The following is a 23,128-nucleotide window of genomic DNA, read 5'->3' as shown; positions in this document are numbered from 1 at the left end:
ACAAGATTATGTTTAAGCAAATAACAAACTTACATGGTGATGAAATCTACTTGATTATCTCCCTATGTTTCTTCCTCGGATTCTTTATCCTGGTGGGTATCATGCTGTTCATGATGAAAAAGAACTTCGTGGATTACATGAAAAGCTTACCCTTGGAAGACTCCAAAAAAGAATTAGATAAATTACCCGAATAGATAAATATTATGAACTCTATGCTATTATTAGATACTGCTGAAGCAACTGCTACAGTAACACAACAAACATTGGGGACGGGAAATTTATACAACGATATTTTCTATATCATCGTATTTCTAGTACTGGTTGCTGTGTTGTTCGCAGCCATTACCATCAACAAGGCTTTGCGTACCATGCTAAATGTGACCATGCCGGAGGTGATGAAGGAAGAACAGCGCCTAGCAGCCGAGCGGAAGCAACACCGTCAGGGCTCCTGGAAAAGAGCCTGGAATTACATCATGGGCTTGAAACCTATCGAACAGGAGAAGGATATGATGATCGAGGACCACGAATACGATGGTATCGCTGAGTTAAATAACCCGATCCCGGTATGGTTCAACGCCTTATTCTACTCCAGTGTGGTATTCGCTGTGGTCTATTTATTAATCTACCATGTATTTGGTATCGGATTAAACCAAGACCAAGAGTACGATAGAGAGATGGCACAGGCGGAAATCGAAAAACAAGAATTCCTGTCCAAATCTGCCAACTTATTCGATGAAACTACCGTAGAAATCGATGAAACCGGAACCCTAGCCACCAATGGTAAAGCCATCTTTACGGCCAACTGTTCGGCCTGTCACGGCCAAACCGGCGAAGGAACCATCGGTCCGAACTTAACCGATAGACATTGGATTCACGGTGGTGAGATTAAAGACATCTTTAAAACTGTAAAATACGGGGTGCCAGAAAAAGGGATGGTGCCTTGGGAACAAACATTAACGCCTGCCCAAATTGCAGAAGTAAGTAACTACATCATTACCCTAAGGGATACAAAACCAGCCAATCCGAAGGCTGCCGAAGGGATAGAAGTAGCCGCTTACGAATCGGAAGGCGGCGCAGCTGGAGCTCCTGCAGATAGCACGGCAACAGCACAATAAACATCTATAAAAACATCACATCATGGAAATAGCAGTTAAGGGGAGCGGGCAACAGAAACAACCAGATAAATCGAAAAGAAAATGGATATATGCAAAGAAACCAGCAGGGAAGCTATTTAATTATCGACAGGTTGTAGGCTACTCTTTACTGCTATTTCTTTTTACCGGGCCATTTATTAAAATTGATGGCAACCCCTTCTTGATGTTCAACATCGTGGAGCGTAAATTCTCCATCTTTGGCAATATCTTCTATCCACAAGATCTGCATATCTTCTTATTCGGTATGCTGATCATAATGGTCTGTATTGTCTTATTTACGGCCGTCTATGGTCGGGTGTGGTGCGGATGGACCTGTCCGCAAACCATCTTCATGGAGCTGATCTTCCGCCGTATTGAATATTGGATCGAAGGCGATTGGACCAAACAAAAGAAACTAAACGAAGGTCCAGATACCGATGCCAAGGCCTGGAAAAAGCTGCTCAAGCATGCCTTGTTTATTTTGGTCTCCTTCATGATCTCCAACCTCTTTCTGGCTTACATTATCGGGGTGGATGCCTTGTTCAAGATTATGACCGATCCTGTCAATCAGCACATCGTCGGTTTTATCTCCATCTGGGCTTTTACCTTTGTGTTCTACTTTGTATTCGCCTATGTACGTGAGATTGTCTGTACCCGGATTTGTCCTTACGGACGCTTACAAGGTGTATTGTTAGACGACAACTCCGTTACAGTTGCCTATCATGCCGCTCGTGGGGAACCTCGTGGGAAGCTGCGTAAAAACAGCACCGAACCCCTAGGCGATTGTATCGACTGTAATCTATGTGTACATGTTTGTCCTACCGGTATTGATATTCGTAAAGGAACGCAGTTAGAATGCGTATCTTGTACGGCATGTATCGATGCCTGCGATGCTGTGATGGATAAAATCAATAAGCCGAAACGTCTTATCGGATTTTATACCCTAGCAGAAGCCGAAGGAAAGGAGACCATACAAAAAGGCAAAAAAAGAAATACCCGCGCTATCGTATATAGTGGTATCCTTGTCGTTTTGATGAGTATATTTGTTGCGATGATCTTTAGCCGTACCGATGTCGATGGACGCTTGCTACGGGCCAAGGGTAGTACTTACCAATTCCGGGATGATGGAACCGTCACGAACCTGTATTCCTTAGAGTTGATTAATAAAACAAATAAAGATATTGACTACGTGTTGGAATGTGAAGATCCGGCAATCAAGATTCAAGTGGTAAACCCAATCAGCCATTTAGCGCGTGAGGGAAGTGCCAAATTAAGCTTGTTCTTAATTGCAGATAAAGCACATATCAAAGAATATAAAACAAACTTAAAATTGAATGTTGTGGCCGGAGGAGAAGTCATTGAAACCATGAAAACTACCTTTATTGCGCCACCTGCAAAATAAGGAACGATGAACTGGGGATATAGAATTGTATTTGGCTTAGCCGCATTTATGCTGTTTATAATCGGGTCGACGATTTACATGGTCAGCAAGAATAAGGATACCTTGGAAGAGGACGATTATTACGAGCAAAGTTTGCACTACGATGAAACCTATAACAAGAAAGAAAGCTTGCTGCACGACCATGCCAAGCCGCAGGTACGCGTAGATCAAGACACCTTGTATATTCAATTTACAACGAAAAACAACAGTGGCAAGTTGAACTTCAAACGTCCTGATGAGGGGAACCTGGATATTTCTATTCCTTTCAGTACCGCGACAGAGAAATTCAATTTACCCATTAGTACCTTTAAAAAAGGAAACTGGAACTTAGAAATCGATTGGAAGAACGGTGCTAATTCCTATCTTTCCGATCATTCTGTATATCGGCAATAAATATGACTTACCATTATTTAGCATTCTTTATGGGCCTGCTGGGCAGCATTCATTGTGCGGTAATGTGTGGCCCCTTATTAATTGCGGTGCAGGGCGGACAAAGCATCAGCTGGAAAACCACCCTGAATAAACTGCTCTATCAATCGGGACGAATCTTAACCTACGGTCTGTTGGGTTTAGTATTAGGGCTTATTGGTAGTGCCGCCAGCATTCAAGGTTGGCAGCAGTTCTTTAGCCTCTTTACCGGCATTATCCTGTTGGTCATTGGCCTGTTTTACATGTTTGGCAAGCAGTCTAGCCAATTGGCGGCATTTCAAACCAAAGCCATTCAACCCTTTGCCAAGTTTATGGGCAAATGGCTCTATCGCCCCGGCGGTAGTTTTATTGCTGGTATTTTAAACGGTGTCCTTCCATGTGGTATGGTCTATATGGCCTTAGCCTCGGCGGTTAATGCCAGTTCCTTGCAAAATAGCTTCCTGTTTATGGTTCTATTCGGCTTAGGCACTCTGCCTTTGCTGTTGGTCTTTTCCTTTGCAGCAAACTTCCCACGTCGCCTCTTCAAAAAAGGATTTTCAACCGTGCTGCCCGTGTTATTTATTTTGATGGGCGTATGGTTTATTCTGCGCGGTGCCAATTTAGACATCCCTTACTTAAGTCCGCTATTGCAAATAGATGGCGCCATGAACTGCGCCTAGGTCCTGCAAAACCCTCCCTCATAAGGCTTAGTGAAAGCTATTCCCTAGCGAATATTTGGGCTATTCAACTTTGTTTTCTATCTTGTCCTTATCCTTTCCAAACATTTAATCCATTCTTGGGTTATTAAGCATTGGAGACTTTTTAGATGATGCACCATACACTATGAACGAATACCTGCAACCCGTTATACAATTTCTCGAACAATGGGGATGGATTCCTTCCAGTATCATCTACATCGCTGTTATCATCACCATCTTAATTGAAAATCGCAATCCCACCAAAACCATGTCTTGGGTTATGGTTATTGTCTTTCTACCTGTTGTTGGTATTATTTTGTACTACCTCTTCGGGCAGAAGTTCTCCAAGGTGAAGAAGCTCAAGCGCATCAATAAGGAACAATCTCTACGCCTGAAGAAGGAGTTTCAGCGGCTGGAGCCCCTGATGCGTTGGTCTATCCAAAATATACAGAGCAAGATTGGCGATTTCTCGCGGGTGTTTTCCTATTTAAAGAACGAACGATTATCCTCACCAACCCTAAACAACGACGTTACCCTCTTGGTGAACGGCGAGGAGAAATTTCAGCATTTCCTCGAATCCTTAACAGCGGCTACCCATTCCATCCATATGGAATACTATATTTTCGATGTAGATGAAATCGGAACCAAGGTATTGGATATTTTGGAGGCCAAAGCCAATGCCGGAGTAAAGGTGCGATTGATTGTCGATAGCTTTGGTTCACCCGGCCTGGTGCGCCATATGCGCCGCCGGCGCAAGGAAACGAAAATTGAGTTTCAGGCCTTCCTGCCCGTAACATTTACGTCCCTAGCCAATAGCAATTACCGGAACCACCGCAAAATAGCCGTTATCGATGGCTATATCGCCTATGTTGGGGGAATCAATATTTCCGACCGCTATATCAACCCAAATCGATTTGGCCTTTACTGGCGAGATACTTCCGTAAAGATTGTCGGCAATGCGGGAACCATGTTTCAGATTAGCTTCTGGAATTCCTGGAACCAAACCGATGGCGAACCTTTTAATTTAGAAGAAGGCTACCTGCGCGATATGCCTGTTGTGGCCGAACAACTGAGTGCCGTGGCCCTCGCTTCCAGCGACCCCGGATCCATTGGCCCCTTCAATATGGAAGCCCTGCTCATTAGCATTGGCGAGGCCAATGAAAGCATTAAGCTCTGTACGCCTTATTTTATTCCCTCCGAAGAGCTTTCTACTGCCCTGAAAACGGCAGCAGCAGCAGGGGTGAAGGTGGAGCTCATGATTCCTGCAACCTCCGATTCCTGGATTGTGCACCATGCCTCCTTCTCCTTCCTAAAACCACTTCTGGAGCGCGGCGTACATGTTTACTTCTATGAAAAAGGATTTCTACACGCCAAGACCACCGTTATTGATGGCAAGATTGCCTATGTAGGCACGGTGAACCTGGACTTCCGCAGTTTTTATATCAATTACGAAGTGGCGGCTGTTATTTCCAACAAAAGCTTCTGTAAACAGATGGAAGAACAGTTTGAAATCGATAAAACGGCATGCAGCATCATCACCCTGAAAGACTGGAAAAGTAGGAAGCCCTGGAAGCGCGGCATGGACTCTATTTGCCGTTTGTTGGCGCCATTGCTATAGCCAAATATCTGTTAAATTTCCCCATTCTTCGCTTTCTTCCCCAAAAATTAGATATATTTATCTTTTTGATAAATTGATCCATCGATGAATATAATGAATCGCATACTCTTCTCCATTATTACCTTTTTTACGCTATTTTCCATCGCTCATGCTCAAGAAAAACCTGCCATACCGGTAAATACGGCTGTAGAAAATGTACAGAAGTTCTTTACCGTCTATCCCGTAGAAAAGATACACCTGCATTTCGATAAACCTTATTACGCCGTAGGCGACACCCTATGGTTCAAAACCTACCTCAATACCAACCTTTTTAATTACGATCCTTCCAAGGTGGCCTATGTGGAAATCTTAAACAGTAAAGACTCCCTGATGCAGACCTTACGGATTCCCTTAGCGCAAGGGGCCGGAAAAGGACAGTTGGTATTAGATCCACAGTTTTGGTCGCAAGACAATTATCGGTTCCGTGCTTATACCAAATGGATGATGAACTTCGATATGGGCTACTTCTTTAATAAGGTAGTCACTATTGGCGATGCCATCAATAAGAAGCTTGGTACAGATATCACCTTTGAGCCGGATGGCAATAAAACAAAGGCCGTTATGCAGTTTAGAAACCGGAACGGCGAGCTCTTGAGTCGCAAGAAATTATCCTGGGAGGCCAATGATGGTTGGGATCCTTTCGATAAAGGAAAAGGAGAAACCGATGCCTTAGGCCGAGTTACCCTGAACCTGTCGACCAAGGAAAAGGAGAAATTCAAAAACGGAAGGTTAGTCGTGAAACTGGAAGATGGCGAAACCCTGGTAGGGCAATATCCATTGCGGAATGCCATCTGGGAAACCGATGTGCAGTTTTTCCCGGAAGGCGGAGACCTCATCGCCGGTATTGCGAAGAAAGTAGCATTTAAAGCCGTAAGTTCCACGGGAGTCGGACTGCGCGTCAAAGGCAAAGTAATCGATAGTAAAAAACAAGAAGTAGCAAGCTTTGAAGATTTAGGCTTAGGCATGGGTGCATTCTCCATGGTGCCTGTAGCCGGAGAAACCTACAAGGCACAGGTAACCTTTGAAAATGGCCAACAGCAAACGGTAGACCTGCCAGCGGTTGCCGATGAAAAGGTGAATATTGTCTATGTAAAACAAGAAGGCGATTTTATGAACCTAGGCATCGTGACAAACGATAGCTATTTCCAAAAAATACAAAATAAACCCTTTTATGTATTCGGTCAGTTAAACGGCCACCTTATATATGCCGCACAAGCGTCTATGAAAAGTGCTGCTGTTTCTATCCGCATTCCAATAAAAGAATTGCCGAACGGCATTGTACAGCTGTCTTTATTGACACCTGATGGGCAACCCTTATCTGAACGCCTAGTCTTTGTACAGCCGCAAAAACTAATCGATATTCAGGTCGCTACAGACAAGGATGCGTACAGCCGTAAAGACTTAGTAAAAATGAAGCTGAAGGTAAATAACCCGATTGATAGCTCCATCTCTAACCTTTCTGTCGCCGTAATCGATGAAAGTAAGGTGCCTTATAACGACGATAACGACAGAACCATTGTCAGCAGCATGCTGTTAACATCCGATCTTAAGGGCTATGTTGAAAAACCAAATTACTATTTCAACCCAAAACATGAAAACCGCCTGGAGGCGCTGGATGCCTTAATGATGACCCAGGGATACCGTCGTTTTGATTATAAAGAATTGGTGCAAGGCAAATTGCCTGCCTTGCGTTTTATGCCGGAATTAGGCATTAGCTTGTCTGGGGTACTGCGCCAGAATACAGGACGACCGCAAGCAAATGGCGGACTCTTCCTCACCATACCCGGGGCTGCCATTAAAAAAGATACTTACACCGATAAAAACGGCGTGTTTAAATTCGAAAACCTCGTGTTTACTGACTCCTTAAAGGCCACCATCAATGCCCGTGGAAATGATAACTTCCGCAGCTTGGTCATTAATATGGATCAAACCTTCTACCCGGAGATCGACCAGAACAGTCCTTACTTCGGATCGGCTGTGCAGAACATAGACCAAGGGTTGGCCGCCTACCTAGATAACAGTAAGAAGGAATTCCGTACCTCTATATTGATCGATGAGGTTGTGGTTACCGCTACGGTAGAGAAGAAGCAAACCAGTAAAGACTTCTCCGCACTATCGGGCTTATCCATGCCGGAACATCGTATTGAAGGCAGCCGTTTAGCGGGCTGTAATGTGTTGAGCATGTGCTTGAATACCTTATTGACCGGAATTACCTACGATGTAAATACCCAAAAGTATTACATCACCCGTAACTATAACCAGGGTAGCCGCGTACCGGTACAGTTTTTCTTGAACGGGATGCCGATTGATGAACCTGCCTTGAACGCCATTAACGTGCCTGAGATTGAGGGTATCGAGATTTTCTTGCGCGATGATTTAGGAACCGTGCGAAATGTGTATCAGAACGACGGGGTGGTATCCATTATCACCAAGAAAGAGAAGAAACAACCACGCATGACAGCCGCACAGATTGAAGCCATGTTGCCGAAATCGAATGTGGTAGACCTTTATCCGTTGGGCTATGTGAAAGAGAAGAAATTCTACGTACCTAAATATGCGACGCCGGATAGCAAAAATATTAACGATTACCGCACAACCATTTATTGGAACCCGGATATTCAGCTAAATAAAAATGGCGAAATCGACTTGGAATACTATAATGCCGATGGCCAAGGAAAATATAAAGTTGTCGTAGAAGGAAACGATGTACAGGGTAATGTAGGCCGACAGGTCTTCTATTATCAGGTGAAGTAAGCCAAAGACAGGAATAGGAAGAGAGGTTGTATCAACTAGTTGATGCAGCCTCTTTTTTTGTCTTTACTTATTTCTAATATTTAATATCACCGCCAATAATATCATAAAAATCCCCAGCAGCGCGTATTCACTAAAGGTTTCTTGAAAGAGGAAATACCCAAAAACCAGCGCATAGATTACGCCCAAATAATTTAAACTGGCCACCTTTGCCAAATTAGCGCGTTGGTAAGAAAGCGTCATATAATACTGGGCTATTTGGGTAAAGATACCAATCAACAATAACAGCAACCAGTCCCAACCTTGGGGCGTTGTCCAATGCATAATGCTGTAGGCACCAACAAAGGGCAGGGTGATTAAAGGGAAATAAAAGATAATCACCAAGGGATGCTCTGAAGTTTTAAGCTTGGCAATAATATTATAGGCCAGGCCGGCAAATAGGGCAGCTGTTAAGCCAATTATCAAGTCGAGGGTTGAAATACGAGGGTCGAAACCTTTCAGCATAATCACGCCGGCAATGGCCAGGGCGAAGTACAGGTATCGAATAGGTTTAATAGTCTGCTTGACGATAAAAATACCCAACAAAGCCGTGAAAAAAGGAGAGAGGTAATTGATGGTGACAGCGGAAGCCAGCGGAATATGTTGCAGGGTGTAAAACGATCCCACCAAGCCAATACAACCGGCGATTCCCCGTAAAATAAGCAGACGTTTATTATTTCCAAATACTGGAATACGATCGCGCTTCAGGATAATATAGGAAGCAACCAGGCTGAAAACGGAGCGGAAGAAAACGACTTCTACCGTGGGGAGGTGGGCCACATATTTCACACATACATTCATCAGGGCAAAAAATAGCCCTGCTAAAAGCATATATTTAATACTTTCCTTTTCTTCCACTACTGCACGGGTTCATTGTGTTTTTTTACGACTTCACGAATTCCTGTTTCCGGATCGATTTCTAATTCCGTCTGTTTCACCAATACGGCATATGAAGAAGGCTGGATGCCTTTCCCATATTTAACCGCATATTCCTTCGTAAACTCGGCACCAAAATACAGAATAGCAGCCGAATAATAAACCCAAGCCAGTAGGATGATAATAGAACCTGCCGCGCCATAAGAAGAGGCCGTCATGTTCTGGCTCAAATAGAGCGAGATGCCATATTTGCCCAGCATAAATAACAGGGCAGTAAATAAGGCGCCGCCCAATATGTCTTTAAAGCGGACCTTGGCATCCGGAAGAAAGGCATAGATAATACCAAATAGCGTACTGATCACCAGAAAGGTAATGCTGGTGTTTACCCAATCGATCAAGCTGATATCCCAATTATCCATAAATTGGTTGAAATAATCGGTCATGATGCCAATCAAACTACTGATAATAAGGGAGGCCATCAACAGAAAAACCAAACCTAAGATCATGGAAAAGGAAATTAGGCGGTTGATGATGATTTTTAACCAGCCTTTTTTAGGTTTTGGTTTCACCTTCCAGATGCTATTGATGGAGTTTTGAATATCCACAAAAATAGTTGTAGAGGTGAAAATTAAGGTCGCCGTACCAATAATGATTCCGATGTTAGATTTACTATCTAGGGATAGCTTTTGAACGGTAGACTCGAGTGTGGCGGCCAGATCCCGACCCAAGATTTGGCTCAGCTCATCCATCACCTGCTCACGGGCACCCTCTGAACCATCTAAGTGGTTGCCGTAAAAAAAACCTAAGGTCCATGTTAATATCAATAACAATGGACCTATGGAAAATACGGTATAATACGCCAAGGAAGCACTAAGCTTCATGCAATTATCTTCGATAAAACCATTTGCTGCATTAACTAATAATCCCCAAAAGTCCTTTAGTTTGGTCCAAACAGTGTTTATCATAGACGTATTTATTCTGAATATATTTCTTTTATCAATTCTTCGTTTTTCTGGAGGATGACTTTACGTTTTAAACTGAGCTTAGGTGTCAGTTCGCCGTTATCAATGGTCCATTCCTTGGCCAGGAGTTTAAATTTCTTCACTTGCTCCCAATGTCCAAAGTTAGCCATTGCTTGCGATATTATTTGCTCATATTTCGCTAAAATCTCTTTCTCCTGAATCGCCTGTTCTTTGGAACTGTATGGAATTCCTTTATAATTCGCATACTTCTCCAGCTCTTCAAATGCCGGCACAATAATCGCTGCCGGGAAGCGTTGGTTTTCACCAATCACCATCACCTGCGCTATTAACGTCGATTCCATCAATTTGTTTTCCAAAACCTGTGGCGCCACATATTTACCGCCTGCGGTTTTAAACATTTCTTTCTTACGGTCGGTAATGCGAAGGAAGCCATCCGGTGTCAATTCACCAATATCTCCCGTATGCAAGTAGCCTTCAGCATCGAAAGCCTCCTTGGTAGCTTCGTCGTTTTTATAATAGCCGCTAGTTACGCTAGGGCCTTTCACCATAATCTCGCCATCTTTGGCAATCTTAACGTCCAGGTTCTTCAGCACACGACCCACGGTGCCAAATTTCACATCTTCTTCCTTCCAGGAGTTTACAGCGATCACTGGCGAGGTTTCTGTTAAGCCATAGCCTTCCAATACTTTGATGCCTGCTGCCCAGAATACACGTGCCAAGCGCTCTTGCAGCGCAGCACCACCGGAAATAATAATCTTAATATTACCACCCAAAGCTTCCTGCCATTTCGAGAAGATAAGCTTGCGGGCAATGCCCAATTTGAAATTGTAGAACGCTGAGTTTTTCTTCGGCTCCTGGTATTTTAAACCCAGATCCAACGCCCAGAAGAATAGGGATTTTTTAATGCCAGTCAGGTCCTTGCCTTTGGCCACCACCTTGTCATACACCTTCTCCAATACACGTGGAACAGTGGTGAATAAGTCGGGCTTCACCTCATTGATGTCTACCACAATATTATCTAAGTTCTCGGCATAGTAGATTTGCACCCCACACGCGAAGTACATATACACCACCATGCGTTCGAAGATATGGCATAGCGGCAAAAAGCTTAAGGCCTTTTTATATTCAGAAGTAAGCAGGTGCTTACAGGCTTCCACATTGCTGATGATGTTCAGGTGCGATAGATATACGCCTTTCGGCTTGCCTGTGGTTCCGGAAGTATAGATTAAGGTCAATAAATCCTCCGATTGTACTGCATCCCGGTAAGGGGTTAAGTCAACTTCTTGGCCTTGACCAAGGTCTATTAATTCTTTGTAGGAGGTACGCCCGTTAAGGTCGTCGAAGGTATAACTTGCTACCTTCAGGTCGTTCTCTTCCATGGCATGATCTGCCTTTTTCGCCAACTCCTCATTGCTCACAAACAGCATCTTCACATCCGCATCGTTCATGATGTAAATCAAATCTTGATTCGAAAGGGTAGGGTATAAAGGTACGGTGGCAATGCCCAATTGATTACAGGCAAAATCGGTTATATTCCATTCCGGCCGGTTCCCCGACATAATTGCAACACGATCTCCTTTTTTCAGTCCCTTGGCCAACAAACCCTTGCTCAGGTTGTTCACCGAGTCCAAAAACTCATCGGTCGAGTAAGTCTTCCAGGAATCGCCTTTACGCCCGGCAACCATGATGTCCTTGGCGTGTTGTTCCTTATAATTTAATAGAATATCAAATAATCTAGTGAAGTTTTTCATTTTGTTTCTCCCCTTTAAATAACAGTTTACTAAGTTCAATAATTTAGGTTATACCTAAGTTATCAATTTTTAGCTAAAAACTATGCGTGCAGAATAATATTTGTTGTAATTTTTATGGCATCTTACTTAAAGTCAAGAAGATACAATAACCGCAAATTCAGCAGGATGCTTTGTTCATTGCTAAAGATAATATAGCATAATTATTGGAAAACTGGAAGAGATTTTAAATTTTAATGGGGAAGGGTGGGGTGAAAAATAGTAAGTGGGGGGCAGTAGGTTGTTATCAATTGTCATCATTTTGTCATCGATCTGTCATCGTGAGGGGGTAAAATGTTTGCAAAATTTATTGGAAGGTGATGACATGAAGTAGCATTGCTTACAAACTACGGCACGCTATGCTGCTAAACTGCGGCACGCTTTGTGTCGCGTTGTGGCCAGGGTTGTCATGGTGAGCGGAGTCGAACCATTGGTGCGTCAATGCAATCAGCAACATCTATCACACTTGTTAACAGTTAGTTACAACAACATGTCATTGGTAGCGGAGTCGAACGACTGGTGCGTCAGTGCAATCAAACATGCCTAATACACCTATTAACAACATGTTTTAAAAGTATTTCATTGTTGATTGCACTGACGTACCAGTCGTTCGTCCTTCGACTTCGCTCAGGATGACAGCACGACAAGCTCTGTCCCCCCCTCACTCTCCCCCCTTTCTCCTCCCTTTCACTCCCCTTTCACTCCCCTTTCATGCCCCTTTGCAAAGGCTGTTGAAAAGTGAATAAAAAGGTTCTTAAATAAGGTTAAATATGTCCTGCTTCAAAGCAGGGTATGCCCAAATCCAAGCCAGTTGTTTTGGGTCTATTTTCCAAGCACTTAGCGCTATTCTTTAAAGGAATTCTTTATCTTATATACCTAAATGAAGTTTTTACCGTTTAAAAATTAATGTTACATTTGAAGGATTTGATATTTTACATTTTATGAAGAAAACAATACAATTTACATGCGTTCTTTTATTATGCTTATTTGCCGGTATTCACACGGCAGAAGCGCAATTGCCAACTACACATGCTATTGGTGCTCGTTTCGGGTCGGCAACAGGGGTTACTTACCGCTATAGCCTAAACCAAACGAATGCCGTAGAAGGTATTTTAAGCGTACAAAGCAATTCCAAATACAGCAGATTTCGTTTAGTGGGTTTATATGAATACCATATGCCGATTGCAAATGACTTCTCTTGGTTTTGGGGTTTCGGGGGTAGTGTGGGTTCCTATTCTGGAAAAGCCTATACCGATGATAAAGGAAACCGTTTTGATAAGTATTCTGAGCTTGCCTTAAGTGTGGATGGTATTGCTGGGGTGGAATATAAAATCCCTTCGGCGCCAATTGCCTTATCATTAGACATTAAACCATACTTTGATTTCTTGCAAAGTTCTGGATTTAAAATTTTCGATACGTTCGGGTTTTCCGTTCGCTATACGTTTTAAGTAGTACAGGAAACGAATAGAAAAATAAAAAGGGATAGCTGCCTTGGCAGCTATCCCTTTTTTTATGGACTAGTGGGGTACGTGCTTTTACGTCAATAACAAGTATTGCTTGTTATTTTTTAGTTTTTCTGAAAAAAGGCGTTTAGAGAATAATTAAATTAGCTTCAAAATGTTGTAGTATGCCAAAGATATCCATTCAAATAGATCCTTATTTTATTGATTTTATGGAAAGAAAAATAGCAGATGGATCTTATAAAGATACAGAGGAAATAATTAGTGCTGGTCTACGCCTGATAGAAAAAGAAGAAGATAAAATCAATGCATTAAGAAATGCAATTCGAGAAGGAGAAGAATCGGGAATCGCAAAAGATTTTGACGCTGATTCTTACTTGGCTTTATTAAAGACGTTATAATTTTTTAGGCGCTGAGATGGATTTGCCGCAGCACCTAAAAAAATAATTCTTCCTTAATTCCCTTCCTTTAAGCTCAACCAGCGATTGCCTAATCGGCGTTGTTCCTCGCTAGCATTCGCTAAGCGTTCAATAGCATAAGATACTTTATCACTTGCGCGTAGGGTTACGGTCAATTCCCGCATCAGGCCTTCTCTCGACACCAATAGCGTTAATCCATCGCCAATTAGAGAGGCGCTAATGGCCAAATCAAGTTCTCGTCCTTGCGGATCTAAGCGACTGCCATTCACAGCAACAATCTCATCGTCTACATTTAATCCATCTATCCAAGCTGCGGAATTGCGGTCGATGTTTTTGATGATGGTGCGACCATCGTGGTGGGTCACCTTGATGCCTAAACTTGGGGTTTGGCTTTGCGCATTCTGATCGATAAACTGATAGCCTACCAAATTGAAATACGCATTGTAATCTAGTTCTTCGCAGGTATATACTGCCTCAAAGATTGCCTTCAGATTGGTTTGGGTTACTTCCTCGGCTAGGGCTTGGAATTCCTGCTCATTGATGCCGCGGTTCTCGATGAGGTAGAACTGATTGTAGGCCGCACGCAGCACATCATCTAAGCAATAGCTACCTTGGCTTTGCACAATGATGCTGATATCGATCATACAGGCCAGCATAGCCCCTTTGTTATAGTAGGAAATGCTGGAATTTGGCGAGTTCTCATCCGGGCGATACTGCTTAATCCAGGTATCAAAACTGGAGAGCCCTACGGATTGCACCTGATGCCCTGCCCGGTTTAAAACCAGGTTGAATTCGCTGACCAAGGCTTGCAGGTAATCCTGTTCGCTACGGAATCCACAGCGTAGGGTAATTAAATTATCGTAATAGGCCGTAAAGCCTTCAAATATCCACAATAGGGGCGTATAGTTCTCGGTTTCGTAATCAAAAGGCCCTAATCCTTGCGGACGTAAGCGTTTCACGTTCCATAAATGGAAGTACTCATGCGCCACCAGGCTTAGGTAATTCGCATAGCCAATGCTATTGCTGTAGGCATTGCGGGCGGAGGCCAGGACGGTGGAGTTCAAGTGCTCTAAACCGCCATGGGCGCTTTGGTAATTATGGGTAATAATAACGTATCGATCGTTTGGATTGGATCCCCAAATGCGGGTTTCCTCGGCTACAATCTTGCTGATGTCTTGACTTAATTGTTCCTTGTTATAGCTTCCCGTGCCCACCATGGCCATCTCGTGGGGAATACCCTCAGCTTCAAACGTCCAGGTATCCTGATTGCCGATTTCAAAAGGCGAATCGAAGAGGATATCAAAGTCAGGCGCATAATAGCGATGTGCTTGGCCTTCCACCGGTGCCAGACCAGTGGAGATTTTCGCCCAATAAGTTGGTAGGTTGATATGAACATGCACCTCATGATCTAACTGACCTGCAATATAGAAGAAGGTGCCTGCCGGACTTAAGAAAGCATGGTCGGCATCCACAAAATTAGTGCGCACCGATTTCTCAAAGCTGTATACCCGATAATTCACCAGGAAATGGGAGCCGGGTTGCTCGACACGCCAGGTATTTTTGTTGATTTTATAAATCGTTAAGGTTTGACCATCGGCTTGTTGGGCAGTTACTTTTTCAACGTTCTTGGCAAACTCTCGAATCAGGTAGGAGCCAGGGGTCCATACCGGCATCTTGAGATCGACAAAGTCTTGATCAAAACCTTGAACTTCCATCTGCATTTCAACATAATGGGCCTGTGGTTCTACAAAGGATACGTGAAAAAGGATACTGCTTTTCATACTGTTTGATTTAATGGAAAAGGGAAGCCTTGTAGGCCTCCCTTCTTAATTATTTTATTCTTTTGTAAACTTCAAATGTGTAATCGTAGGCGTGTTTTTCATCTTTATGATGCGCTTCTGCGCTGAGCAATTCCCAGCTATCTGCCGGCAATTCCGGGAAATAAGCATCCGCCGCTGCAATACTGGTATGCACGCGGGTCAATAGCACCTTTTGGGCTAGGGGAAGGGATTGCTTATAGATTTGTGCGCCGCCAATAATAAAGATCTCCCGCTCATCGCGGCAGTAGGTCAACACCTCTTGCAAGCTGTTGGCTACATCCACATCCTCGGCCTGGAAATCTAATTGCCTTGTGATCACAATATTGCGGCGGCCAGGCAAGGCTTTCCCGATAGATTCAAAGGTTTTTCGGCCCATTACGATGGAATGATCCATGGTACTGTTTTTAAAATACTTGAAATCGTTAGGTAAATGCCAAAGCATTTTATTGTCTTTGCCGATGGCATTGTTTTCTGCCGCGGCAACAATTAACGTGATGCTAGGTGAACTCATGGATATGCTTGGTAATTATACAGCTACGGGAGCTTTGATATGTGGGTGATGTTCGTAATTAACTAATTCAAAATCTTCGAATTTAAAATCGAAGATATCACTTACTTCCGGGTTGATTTTTAATTGTGGCAATGGCTTCGGATCACGCGATAATTGCAGTTCCGTTTGTTCAAAATGGTTGCTGTAGATATGCGCATCACCTAAGGTGTGGATAAATTCTGCGGCTTCCATATCACATACCTGCGCCACCATCATGGTTAGTAGGGCGTAGGAGGCAATATTGAAAGGTACCCCTAAAAAGATATCGGCACTACGTTGATACAATTGGCAGGAAAGCTGCGGTTTTAAGAGGCCTTTCTCCGGTTGGGCAGGTGCCACATAAAACTGGAAGAAGGCGTGGCATGGCGGCAGTGCCATGTTTTCGATTTCAGCGACATTCCAAGCCGATACAATAATGCGGCGGGAATCGGGGCTTTGTTTCAATTGCTTAATCACCTGGCTGATCTGGTCGATATGACCACCTGCTGGCGTTGGCCAGGAGCGCCATTGCGACCCATAGACAGGGCCTAAATTGCCGTTTTCATCGGCCCATTCGTCCCAAATGCTGACGCCATTTTCCTTCAGGTACTGAATGTTGGTGTCCCCTTTCAGAAACCAGATTAATTCGTGAATAATAGAGCGTAGGTGCAGTTTTTTGGTCGTCACTAAAGGGAAGCCTTCTTTGAGGTTGAAACGCATTTGGTAGCCAAAAACACTCTTCGTCCCGGTTCCTGTACGATCTGTCTTTTCCACACCGGTATCTTTTACATGGGCTAATAAATCCAAATATTGTTTCATAAGCTTGTTCCTTTAAATGTTAGCTACGAAGATACCTTTTTTTAAATCACTGGAATATCACATTTTTTCAACAACTCACATTTTGCGTCTTTTTATGTATTTTTGCAAAATATCATGGGAAAAAAAGTTGCATTCTATACCTTGGGTTGTAAGCTGAATTTTTCAGAAACCTCCTCCATTGGCCGTATCTTTAAAGATGCAGGCTACGAAACGACCGCATTTAACAGTCAGGCCGACGTGTATGTGATTAACACTTGTTCTGTAACAGATCATGCTGATCGTAAATGTAGGAAGGTGGTGAAAGAGGCTTTGAAGTATTCGCCGAACGCTTACATTACTATTGTGGGCTGTTATGCGCAGTTGAAACCGAAGGAGATTGCGGAAATTCCGGGCGTAGATTTAGTGCTGGGGGCTGCCGAGAAGTTTAATATGCTGGAGCATATTCAGGATTTGACCAAGAATGAAAAGGCTATTGTGCGCAATGCGCCAATTGATGAAACGAATCAGTTTGTGTCGGCCTTTTCCATCGGAGATCGGACGCGTACCTTCTTAAAAGTGCAAGATGGTTGTGACTATTCCTGTACCTTCTGTACGATTCCTTTAGCGCGCGGTGCTTCTCGTTCCGGGGAAATTGGCGCCATTGTGAAGCAGGCTGAAGAAATTGCCGCTTCCGGCGTAAAGGAAATTGTATTGACCGGCGTGAATATCGGTGATTTTGGTGTGCGTGATGGGAAACGGCAGGATCGTTTTGTGGATTTGGTAAAAGCACTGGATGAGGTGGAAGGGATCGACAGGATTCGGATTTCCTCCATTGAACCGAATTTATTGACCAATGAAGTGATTGAATTTGTGGCGCAATCCAAACGCTTTGTGCCGCATTTCCATATGCCTCTGCAGTCGGGAAATAATGCGGTATTGGCAAAAATGCGCCGCCGCTATAAAAGAGAATTATACGCCGAGCGCGTAGCAAAAATAAAATCCTTGATGCCGAATTGCTGCATCGGGGTAGATGTGATTGTCGGGTTCCCGGGAGAAAGTAGAGAAGATTTCATCGATACCTATAACTTCCTGAACGATATGGATATTTCATACCTACACGTATTTACCTATTCGGAGCGTGAGAATACCATTGCCGCACAGATGGAAGGTGCTGTTCCCGGAGCGCAACGTAGCGACCGCAGTAAGATGTTGCACATCCTCTCGGAAAAGAAACGCCGCGCTTTCTATGAAGGGCAGCTAGGCGAAACCGATATCGTGCTATTTGAAAGCGACGAGAAAGATGGTTTTATGCATGGCTTCTCTAAGAATTACGTGAAGGTGCGTACGCCATACGATCCGTTATTGGTGAATGAATTGGTACCGGTGAAGTTTATCGCCATTTCCGAAAGCGGCGAAGTGGATATCGAAGAAATTCCGGAACTCTTGGTTCATTAAGGAAAGATAGTAGAAATAAAAAGGGCCGTTCATTTGAGCGGCCCTTTTGCTTTTATTGATTTCTTCGACGGAAGCTTTCAAACTCTTTGTGCAAACGGAGAAGTTTGAACGTGGAGCTTAAGAGCTCGTTTGTTTCTAAGAGGATGGAGAAATACAGTCGGCTGTTTTTCGGACTGTTTTCCGAGGTGCGGATCCGGTCGATCTGCTTGTCCAAAAGGTTGTTGATGTAATCTTGAATACCTTCACGCTCATGGATAATGCTATCTATTTTAGCGAAATCCTGACGCTTATAGGCCATATTGATTTTAGAAAACCACACGCCAATTTGCTCGACCACATATTTAAGGTCTTTCGCCTGGCTAATGCGCAGGTGCTTATGGTTGTTGTCTACGTGGTTGAGGGCATTGGCATTGATAACAGCCACGTTTTCTGCCATATCTTGCAAGTAGCCCAGGGATATGATGTAATAGCGGCTACTTTTCACCGAGCTGTCGTCTAAGCTACGGATGAAATTGTACATCGAGTTGTTGGTGGAATTGAGGTCGTTCATCAGCTTCTTAACGAGTTTTTTATTCATCGTTAAGGCTTCGAGATCTTCCTTGATCAAGGAGTCAATGGCATCCTTATAGAAGATATTGGTCTTCGAGAAGGTCTCGCTGATTTGATTCGCACTGGTTTCGATTACCTGTTGTAGGGACATTATATCGGCCTTTTCCAGATTCAGCTCTTGCAATGCTTTGGCCTTGATTTTTTTGTCGTGGCTTTTCGCGTTGCGGTATAACAAGAGCGCAAGCACCACCAGGGCGATTACAAAAGTGACAATGCCACCGATCTTTAAGAAGAAGGCGAAGACGAAGGCACCCGCAAAGGCACATCCGGCCGTTACAAACCAGCCACCAATCACGTGGAACACGCCAGAGACACGATAAACGGCACTCTCACGCCCCCAAGCACGGTCGGCAAAGGCCGAACCCATGGCCACCATAAAGGTTACATAGGTGGTGGAAAGCGGAAGTTTCATGGAGGTACCCAAAGCGATTAAGCTACTGGCCACCATCAGGTTCACCGATGCCCGAATCATATCGAACATAGGCTCGTCTTTCTTATTGTTTTTAGGCTGGGCGCTGCCCAACATTGGGTTTTCAAATTTCTTATCCAGGCTGGCCTGTAGGGTTTTCGGCATTAAATAGGTCAATCCGGAACCTAAACGGATAAAACCGCGAACGATATTACGGGATAGGTAATTGGATTTGAATTTCTCATTGCCATCACCCTGGCTGGAAAGGCTCATTTCCGTTTCAATAACGGTTTTGGCTTTTTTAGAAGTCCATAAGGTAATCACCATAATAATACCGGCGCATAATAAAATCCATAAAGGCGCAACGATTTCACTGGAGGCTAGGGCATCCATGGTGAAGACGTCAGGATCTGCTCCCGGCACACTTTTAAAGATATCAATAGATTGTATGGCGGCTACTGGAACCCCAATAAAGTTCACTAAGTCGTTACCGGCGAAGGAAAGAGCCAAAGCAAAGGTACCAATCCCGATAATCACCTTCAGGATGTTGATGCCTAATTGGCTAATGATAAAACTGATGATGGTGCAAACCACAAAGCTTCCAGCTAGTAAGAGTAGCTCGTGGGTATTGATCCAATCTTTGAAATCGCTGCCGATAAAGGATACGCCTTTCATCCCTTTAATCAGGATGAAATAGGAGATGGAGGCCATGGCGATACCGCCAAAAAAGACACCCACCGTTTTCAGCTTCTTCTCGAATTGGAAGGTGAATAATACCCGGGAGATGTATTGTACAATCATCCCGATCGTGAAGGAGATGACGACGGATAATAAGATACTATAGACAATTTCAGAGGCTTTCTCTGTATTGATGTAAGACGATAGGGTAGACCAGCTGGCATCGCTCATGGCGATTTTGAAGACGGCCAGGGCAATAGCGGCTCCTAAGAGCTCGAAAACAATGGAAACCGTGGTCGAGGTGGGTAAACCGAAGTAGTTGAAGATATCCAATAAGATGATATCGGTGATCATGACGGCGAGGAATATCGCCATGACATCATCAAAGGTGAATTTGCTGGGGACGTAGATTCCGCTTCGCGCAATTTCCATCATCCCACTGGAAAAGACCGATCCGAAGAGGATACCCAAGCTGGCAATGATCATGATGGTTTTAAACGGGATGGCTTTGGAGCCAATGGCCGAGTTTAAGAAGTTGACTGCGTCATTACTGACGCCTACCATCAGGTCGATTATCGCCAAGACAGCAAGTGTAATAAGGATAAGGTAGAGATAGTTTTCCATCGTGTGTTCCTAAGGAGACTATATGATTTAGTTATATGTTAAGCTAAATAAACTCGCAAATTATTAAATATAAGTGGAATTTGGGGATTTTTGTTTCAGAATATTCTTCCAAACAATCGTCAGTAGAATAAACAATACCCCTAACCATTTTAACCAAGAGACGGGTTCCTGCAGGATGAGGTAGGACATGCAGACCGCCACTGGGAGTTCGACTGCGCTGAGTACAGCACCCAGCGAATAACCGATTTTTGGTAGGCCATAGGCAAAAAGTAAAGGTGGAATAACCGTTCCGAAAACTGCTAACAACAGGCCATAGGGTAAGATTTTTTGGAAAGTATCGACTTGAAATAGGCTGAACGGTTGCAGGCTGATCATGATTAACAAGAAAGCCCCGCTAATCATATAGGCACTTTTCTGCACCGGTGGATAGTCGTTGCCTACACGCCCATTCACAATCATAAATATAGCATAGGCTGCTGCCGCCAAGAGGCCAAATAAAATGCCCATCAGGGAAAAGGAGGTCAGTGGTTCCTCCAATAAACCGGTGGCCAATATAGTGCCGCCTAAGATGAAAATAATCCCTAGGATTTGTTGCCGGGTTGGGCGAACTTTAAAGAATAGAAACTCGATAAGCTGACCAATCCAGATGTATTGCATCAGCAAAACAATCGCCAACGAGGCGGGCACCATCTGCACACATTTGTAATAGAGAATGCTGACCGTGCCGGTGCTAATTCCACTGAGGATGATTTTCCATTTCGGACTTTGCGCCGGATAGGCTTGCTGCGACTTGCTGCGGGAAATTAATAGCCATAAGATCCATAGAAATGCGGCCCCTAAGAAGGCCTGAATGCCGGTGACTTCGCCTAAGCTGAAACCCTGCGCGTAAGCCTTTTTGACAAATGTGGAAAGAATTCCAAAGCTTGCTGCCCCGATGAACACAGCAATTGCCCCCTTGGTTTTATTCATAGCGTGTAAATTAACGCAAAAATGAATAAAATATGCCAAAGATTCATCGCTTATGACATTTAATATACGATACCCAGGGAATTCCAGTTAACGGGATTTTTACCTGAAAGCCTCCATTTTCTCGTTGTAGAAGGCTATATTGCGGGCTTGCAAGCTGCTTTAATCACAGTTGTGGAAAACTATCAATTGGAAAACAGCTTGGATTTCAGATACTTTGAAGAAAATGTGCTCCGTATGAAAATTAATTTTGCCGCTATCCTCGTATTATTATCTGCCCTGCTCTTAAGTTCTTGTGGTGCTCAGAAGAAATCGGCCAAAGGCCCCCTTTATGGTGGAGGCACAAGGCCCAATAAACAAGCACCCATTTCGGATGCCTCTGATGCCAGAGGGAAGGAATATGATGGCAATAAACTAGAGAATTATGCCAGCCTGCTGGGTGTTCGCGAAAAGGACCTGGACAATAAAAGCTTGTACTACATGATTGACGAATGGATGGGAACGCCGCATCGCTTAGGCGGATTGGATAAGCGTGGCGTAGACTGCTCGGCTTTTGTCAGTATGCTTTACCGCAAGGTGTACGGAAAAGACCTGCCGCGTACTTCTCGCGATATGGCCGATCGGATAAAACGCAAATATGACAAGCAATTGAAGGAAGGCGATCTCGTGTTCTTTTCCTTTGGTGGGCGTAATATCGATCATGTGGGGATCTACCTGCATAATGGCAAATTCGTCCATGTATCCACCCGAAAGGGAGTCATCATCTCCAACCTGAGTGATTCCTGGTATGCCAAATACTTCACGCGCTGCGGAACACCAACCGGCTAAATTAAGTGCCCTGCCCGGCTTCTTTGGTAATCGCTATCTCATAATGGAAATAAAGGTGGCTTTAATGCACATAAATCTTTACTTTTGTGCACATTTTAAGAATTTACCATGCAAGATAGAACAAAACGGATTTTTCTAGGCCTTTGTATCATTGTTCCCTTTATTATTTATTGCGTTTATTACTATTCGGCAATGATTAAAAATGCGCCTTTTCGTTTTACAGATTTCGAATCCATTGAATTAAGCTATGGTTTCCCAGATTCCATGCTGAATCAGTATAATTCCAAAACCCATCATTATCAATACCTGACGAAAAGTGGCGATTTAATTCAAGATACCTTGAAGCTGCGCAACGATGATTTATTGTATTTGCACCGCAAAGCCCAAGAAATCGGATTCTGGAACGTGGATAATGACATGACAACCGCTCCGGAGAGTCGTACAAGCCAGGCCAAAGTGCCACGCTACAAATTGACCTTCAACTATAAGGAGAAATCGAAGACAGTAACCCTGGATGCCGATTATCAAGGTGTGCAAAAAATGAAGGATGCCGCAAAAACAACCGTAGATGAAGTGTTGCAAATTATAGCCACGGCAAAGTCTCGTTAATCTTTTTGATTTATTAATTTTTGCTTAATCATAACTTTACAGTATAGCGATACCTTTGAGTCAAGTAATTTGTTTCAATAAATTGTTTGGTGATTTAAAAGGTTATTAGGTAAAAAGAGGTCGTTTCCCCCAGCGGCCTCTTTTGTTTTTT

20 protein-coding genes are annotated in these 23,128 nt (G+C 43.7%); 12 read left to right on the top strand and 8 right to left on the bottom strand.

Going from position 1 to position 23,128, the window contains the following annotated elements; all coding sequences use genetic code 11:
- The first annotated feature begins 8 nt into the window (after window positions 1-8).
- From GQF63_RS02335 to GQF63_RS02305, 7 genes are all read left to right on the top strand, one after another.
- Window positions 9-194, top strand: coding sequence for a hypothetical protein (locus tag GQF63_RS02335; RefSeq protein ID WP_160367473.1), 186 nt, complete (start codon window positions 9-11; stop codon window positions 192-194).
- A 9-nt stretch (window positions 195-203) separates the two neighbouring features.
- The gene (locus GQF63_RS02330; protein ID WP_246163229.1) at window positions 204-1,115 is read left to right on the top strand and encodes a cbb3-type cytochrome c oxidase N-terminal domain-containing protein; all 912 of its coding nucleotides are present in this window, start codon (window positions 204-206) and stop codon (window positions 1,113-1,115) included.
- 22 nt (window positions 1,116-1,137) lie between these two features.
- On the top strand, window positions 1,138-2,535 hold the full coding sequence (ccoG, locus tag GQF63_RS02325) for a cytochrome c oxidase accessory protein CcoG (protein WP_160367471.1): 1,398 nt from the start codon (window positions 1,138-1,140) through the stop codon (window positions 2,533-2,535).
- A gap of 6 nt (window positions 2,536-2,541) precedes the next feature.
- Window positions 2,542-2,967, top strand: a complete 426-nt coding sequence (locus GQF63_RS02320) for a FixH family protein (RefSeq protein ID WP_160367470.1) — start codon at window positions 2,542-2,544, stop codon at window positions 2,965-2,967.
- Between the two features lie 2 nt (window positions 2,968-2,969).
- Window positions 2,970-3,662 (top strand): sulfite exporter TauE/SafE family protein, encoded by a 693-nt coding sequence (locus tag GQF63_RS02315; RefSeq protein WP_160367469.1) that lies wholly within the window; start codon window positions 2,970-2,972, stop codon window positions 3,660-3,662.
- A gap of 163 nt (window positions 3,663-3,825) precedes the next feature.
- On the top strand, window positions 3,826-5,298 hold the full coding sequence (gene cls, locus GQF63_RS02310) for a cardiolipin synthase (protein ID WP_160367468.1): 1,473 nt from the start codon (window positions 3,826-3,828) through the stop codon (window positions 5,296-5,298).
- A 93-nt stretch (window positions 5,299-5,391) separates the two neighbouring features.
- Complete coding sequence (locus tag GQF63_RS02305) at window positions 5,392-8,091, top strand: carboxypeptidase regulatory-like domain-containing protein (RefSeq protein ID WP_246163227.1); 2,700 nt, start codon at window positions 5,392-5,394, stop codon at window positions 8,089-8,091.
- 63 nt (window positions 8,092-8,154) lie between these two features.
- Here GQF63_RS02305 and GQF63_RS02300 read toward each other — a convergent pair whose 3' ends face one another.
- Genes GQF63_RS02300 through GQF63_RS02290 form a run of 3 tightly spaced genes read right to left on the bottom strand, consistent with a single transcriptional unit; the run spans window position 8,155 to window position 11,737 of the window.
- Entirely contained in the window at window positions 8,155-8,985 is an 831-nt protein-coding gene (locus GQF63_RS02300; RefSeq protein ID WP_212592432.1) for a DMT family transporter, read from the bottom strand.
- On the bottom strand, window positions 8,985-9,968 hold the full coding sequence (locus GQF63_RS02295) for a YihY/virulence factor BrkB family protein (RefSeq protein WP_160367466.1): 984 nt from the start codon (window positions 9,966-9,968) through the stop codon (window positions 8,985-8,987). Before GQF63_RS02295 ends, GQF63_RS02300 begins: the two co-directional genes overlap by 1 nt.
- An 8-nt stretch (window positions 9,969-9,976) precedes the next feature.
- Window positions 9,977-11,737 (bottom strand): AMP-dependent synthetase/ligase, encoded by a 1,761-nt coding sequence (locus GQF63_RS02290; RefSeq protein WP_160367465.1) that lies wholly within the window; start codon window positions 11,735-11,737, stop codon window positions 9,977-9,979.
- 977 nt (window positions 11,738-12,714) lie between these two features.
- On the opposite strand from GQF63_RS02290, the gene GQF63_RS02285 reads away from it, so the two are divergent.
- Window positions 12,715-13,221: an outer membrane beta-barrel protein gene (locus tag GQF63_RS02285; RefSeq protein ID WP_160367464.1), complete on the top strand. Its 507-nt coding sequence runs from the start codon at window positions 12,715-12,717 to the stop codon at window positions 13,219-13,221.
- Between the two features lie 179 nt (window positions 13,222-13,400).
- Window positions 13,401-13,634, top strand: coding sequence for a type II toxin-antitoxin system ParD family antitoxin (locus GQF63_RS02280; RefSeq protein ID WP_160367463.1), 234 nt, complete (start codon window positions 13,401-13,403; stop codon window positions 13,632-13,634).
- A gap of 53 nt (window positions 13,635-13,687) precedes the next feature.
- On the opposite strand, the gene GQF63_RS02275 is transcribed toward GQF63_RS02280, so the two are convergent.
- The 3 genes from GQF63_RS02275 to GQF63_RS02265 are packed head-to-tail and all read right to left on the bottom strand — an operon-like array spanning window position 13,688 to window position 16,820.
- Complete coding sequence (locus GQF63_RS02275) at window positions 13,688-15,433, bottom strand: M61 family metallopeptidase (protein WP_160367462.1); 1,746 nt, start codon at window positions 15,431-15,433, stop codon at window positions 13,688-13,690.
- A gap of 49 nt (window positions 15,434-15,482) precedes the next feature.
- The gene (locus GQF63_RS02270; RefSeq protein ID WP_160367461.1) at window positions 15,483-15,983 is read right to left on the bottom strand and encodes a dihydrofolate reductase; all 501 of its coding nucleotides are present in this window, start codon (window positions 15,981-15,983) and stop codon (window positions 15,483-15,485) included.
- Between the two features lie 15 nt (window positions 15,984-15,998).
- Window positions 15,999-16,820, bottom strand: coding sequence for a thymidylate synthase (locus GQF63_RS02265; protein WP_160367460.1), 822 nt, complete (start codon window positions 16,818-16,820; stop codon window positions 15,999-16,001).
- 114 nt (window positions 16,821-16,934) lie between these two features.
- On the opposite strand from GQF63_RS02265, the gene mtaB reads away from it, so the two are divergent.
- Entirely contained in the window at window positions 16,935-18,254 is a 1,320-nt protein-coding gene (mtaB, locus tag GQF63_RS02260; RefSeq protein ID WP_160367459.1) for a tRNA (N(6)-L-threonylcarbamoyladenosine(37)-C(2))-methylthiotransferase MtaB, read from the top strand.
- Between the two features lie 52 nt (window positions 18,255-18,306).
- Here the strand turns inward: mtaB and GQF63_RS02255 are convergent, their stop codons facing one another.
- The gene (locus GQF63_RS02255) at window positions 18,307-20,574 is read right to left on the bottom strand and encodes an inorganic phosphate transporter (RefSeq protein ID WP_160367458.1); all 2,268 of its coding nucleotides are present in this window, start codon (window positions 20,572-20,574) and stop codon (window positions 18,307-18,309) included.
- 63 nt (window positions 20,575-20,637) lie between these two features.
- The gene (locus GQF63_RS02250; RefSeq protein ID WP_160367457.1) at window positions 20,638-21,543 is read right to left on the bottom strand and encodes an EamA family transporter; all 906 of its coding nucleotides are present in this window, start codon (window positions 21,541-21,543) and stop codon (window positions 20,638-20,640) included.
- A 234-nt stretch (window positions 21,544-21,777) separates the two neighbouring features.
- Here GQF63_RS02250 and GQF63_RS02245 point away from each other — a divergent pair, with 234 nt between their 5' ends.
- The gene (locus GQF63_RS02245; RefSeq protein ID WP_160367456.1) at window positions 21,778-22,368 is read left to right on the top strand and encodes a C40 family peptidase; all 591 of its coding nucleotides are present in this window, start codon (window positions 21,778-21,780) and stop codon (window positions 22,366-22,368) included.
- 108 nt (window positions 22,369-22,476) lie between these two features.
- The gene (locus tag GQF63_RS02240) at window positions 22,477-22,977 is read left to right on the top strand and encodes a hypothetical protein (RefSeq protein WP_246163224.1); all 501 of its coding nucleotides are present in this window, start codon (window positions 22,477-22,479) and stop codon (window positions 22,975-22,977) included.
- The last annotated feature ends 151 nt before the right edge of the window (window positions 22,978-23,128 follow it).

Source organism: Sphingobacterium humi (genome assembly GCF_009768885.1).
GTDB lineage: Bacteria > Bacteroidota > Bacteroidia > Sphingobacteriales > Sphingobacteriaceae > Sphingobacterium > Sphingobacterium humi.
This window is presented reverse-complemented; position numbering and strand designations above follow the sequence as displayed.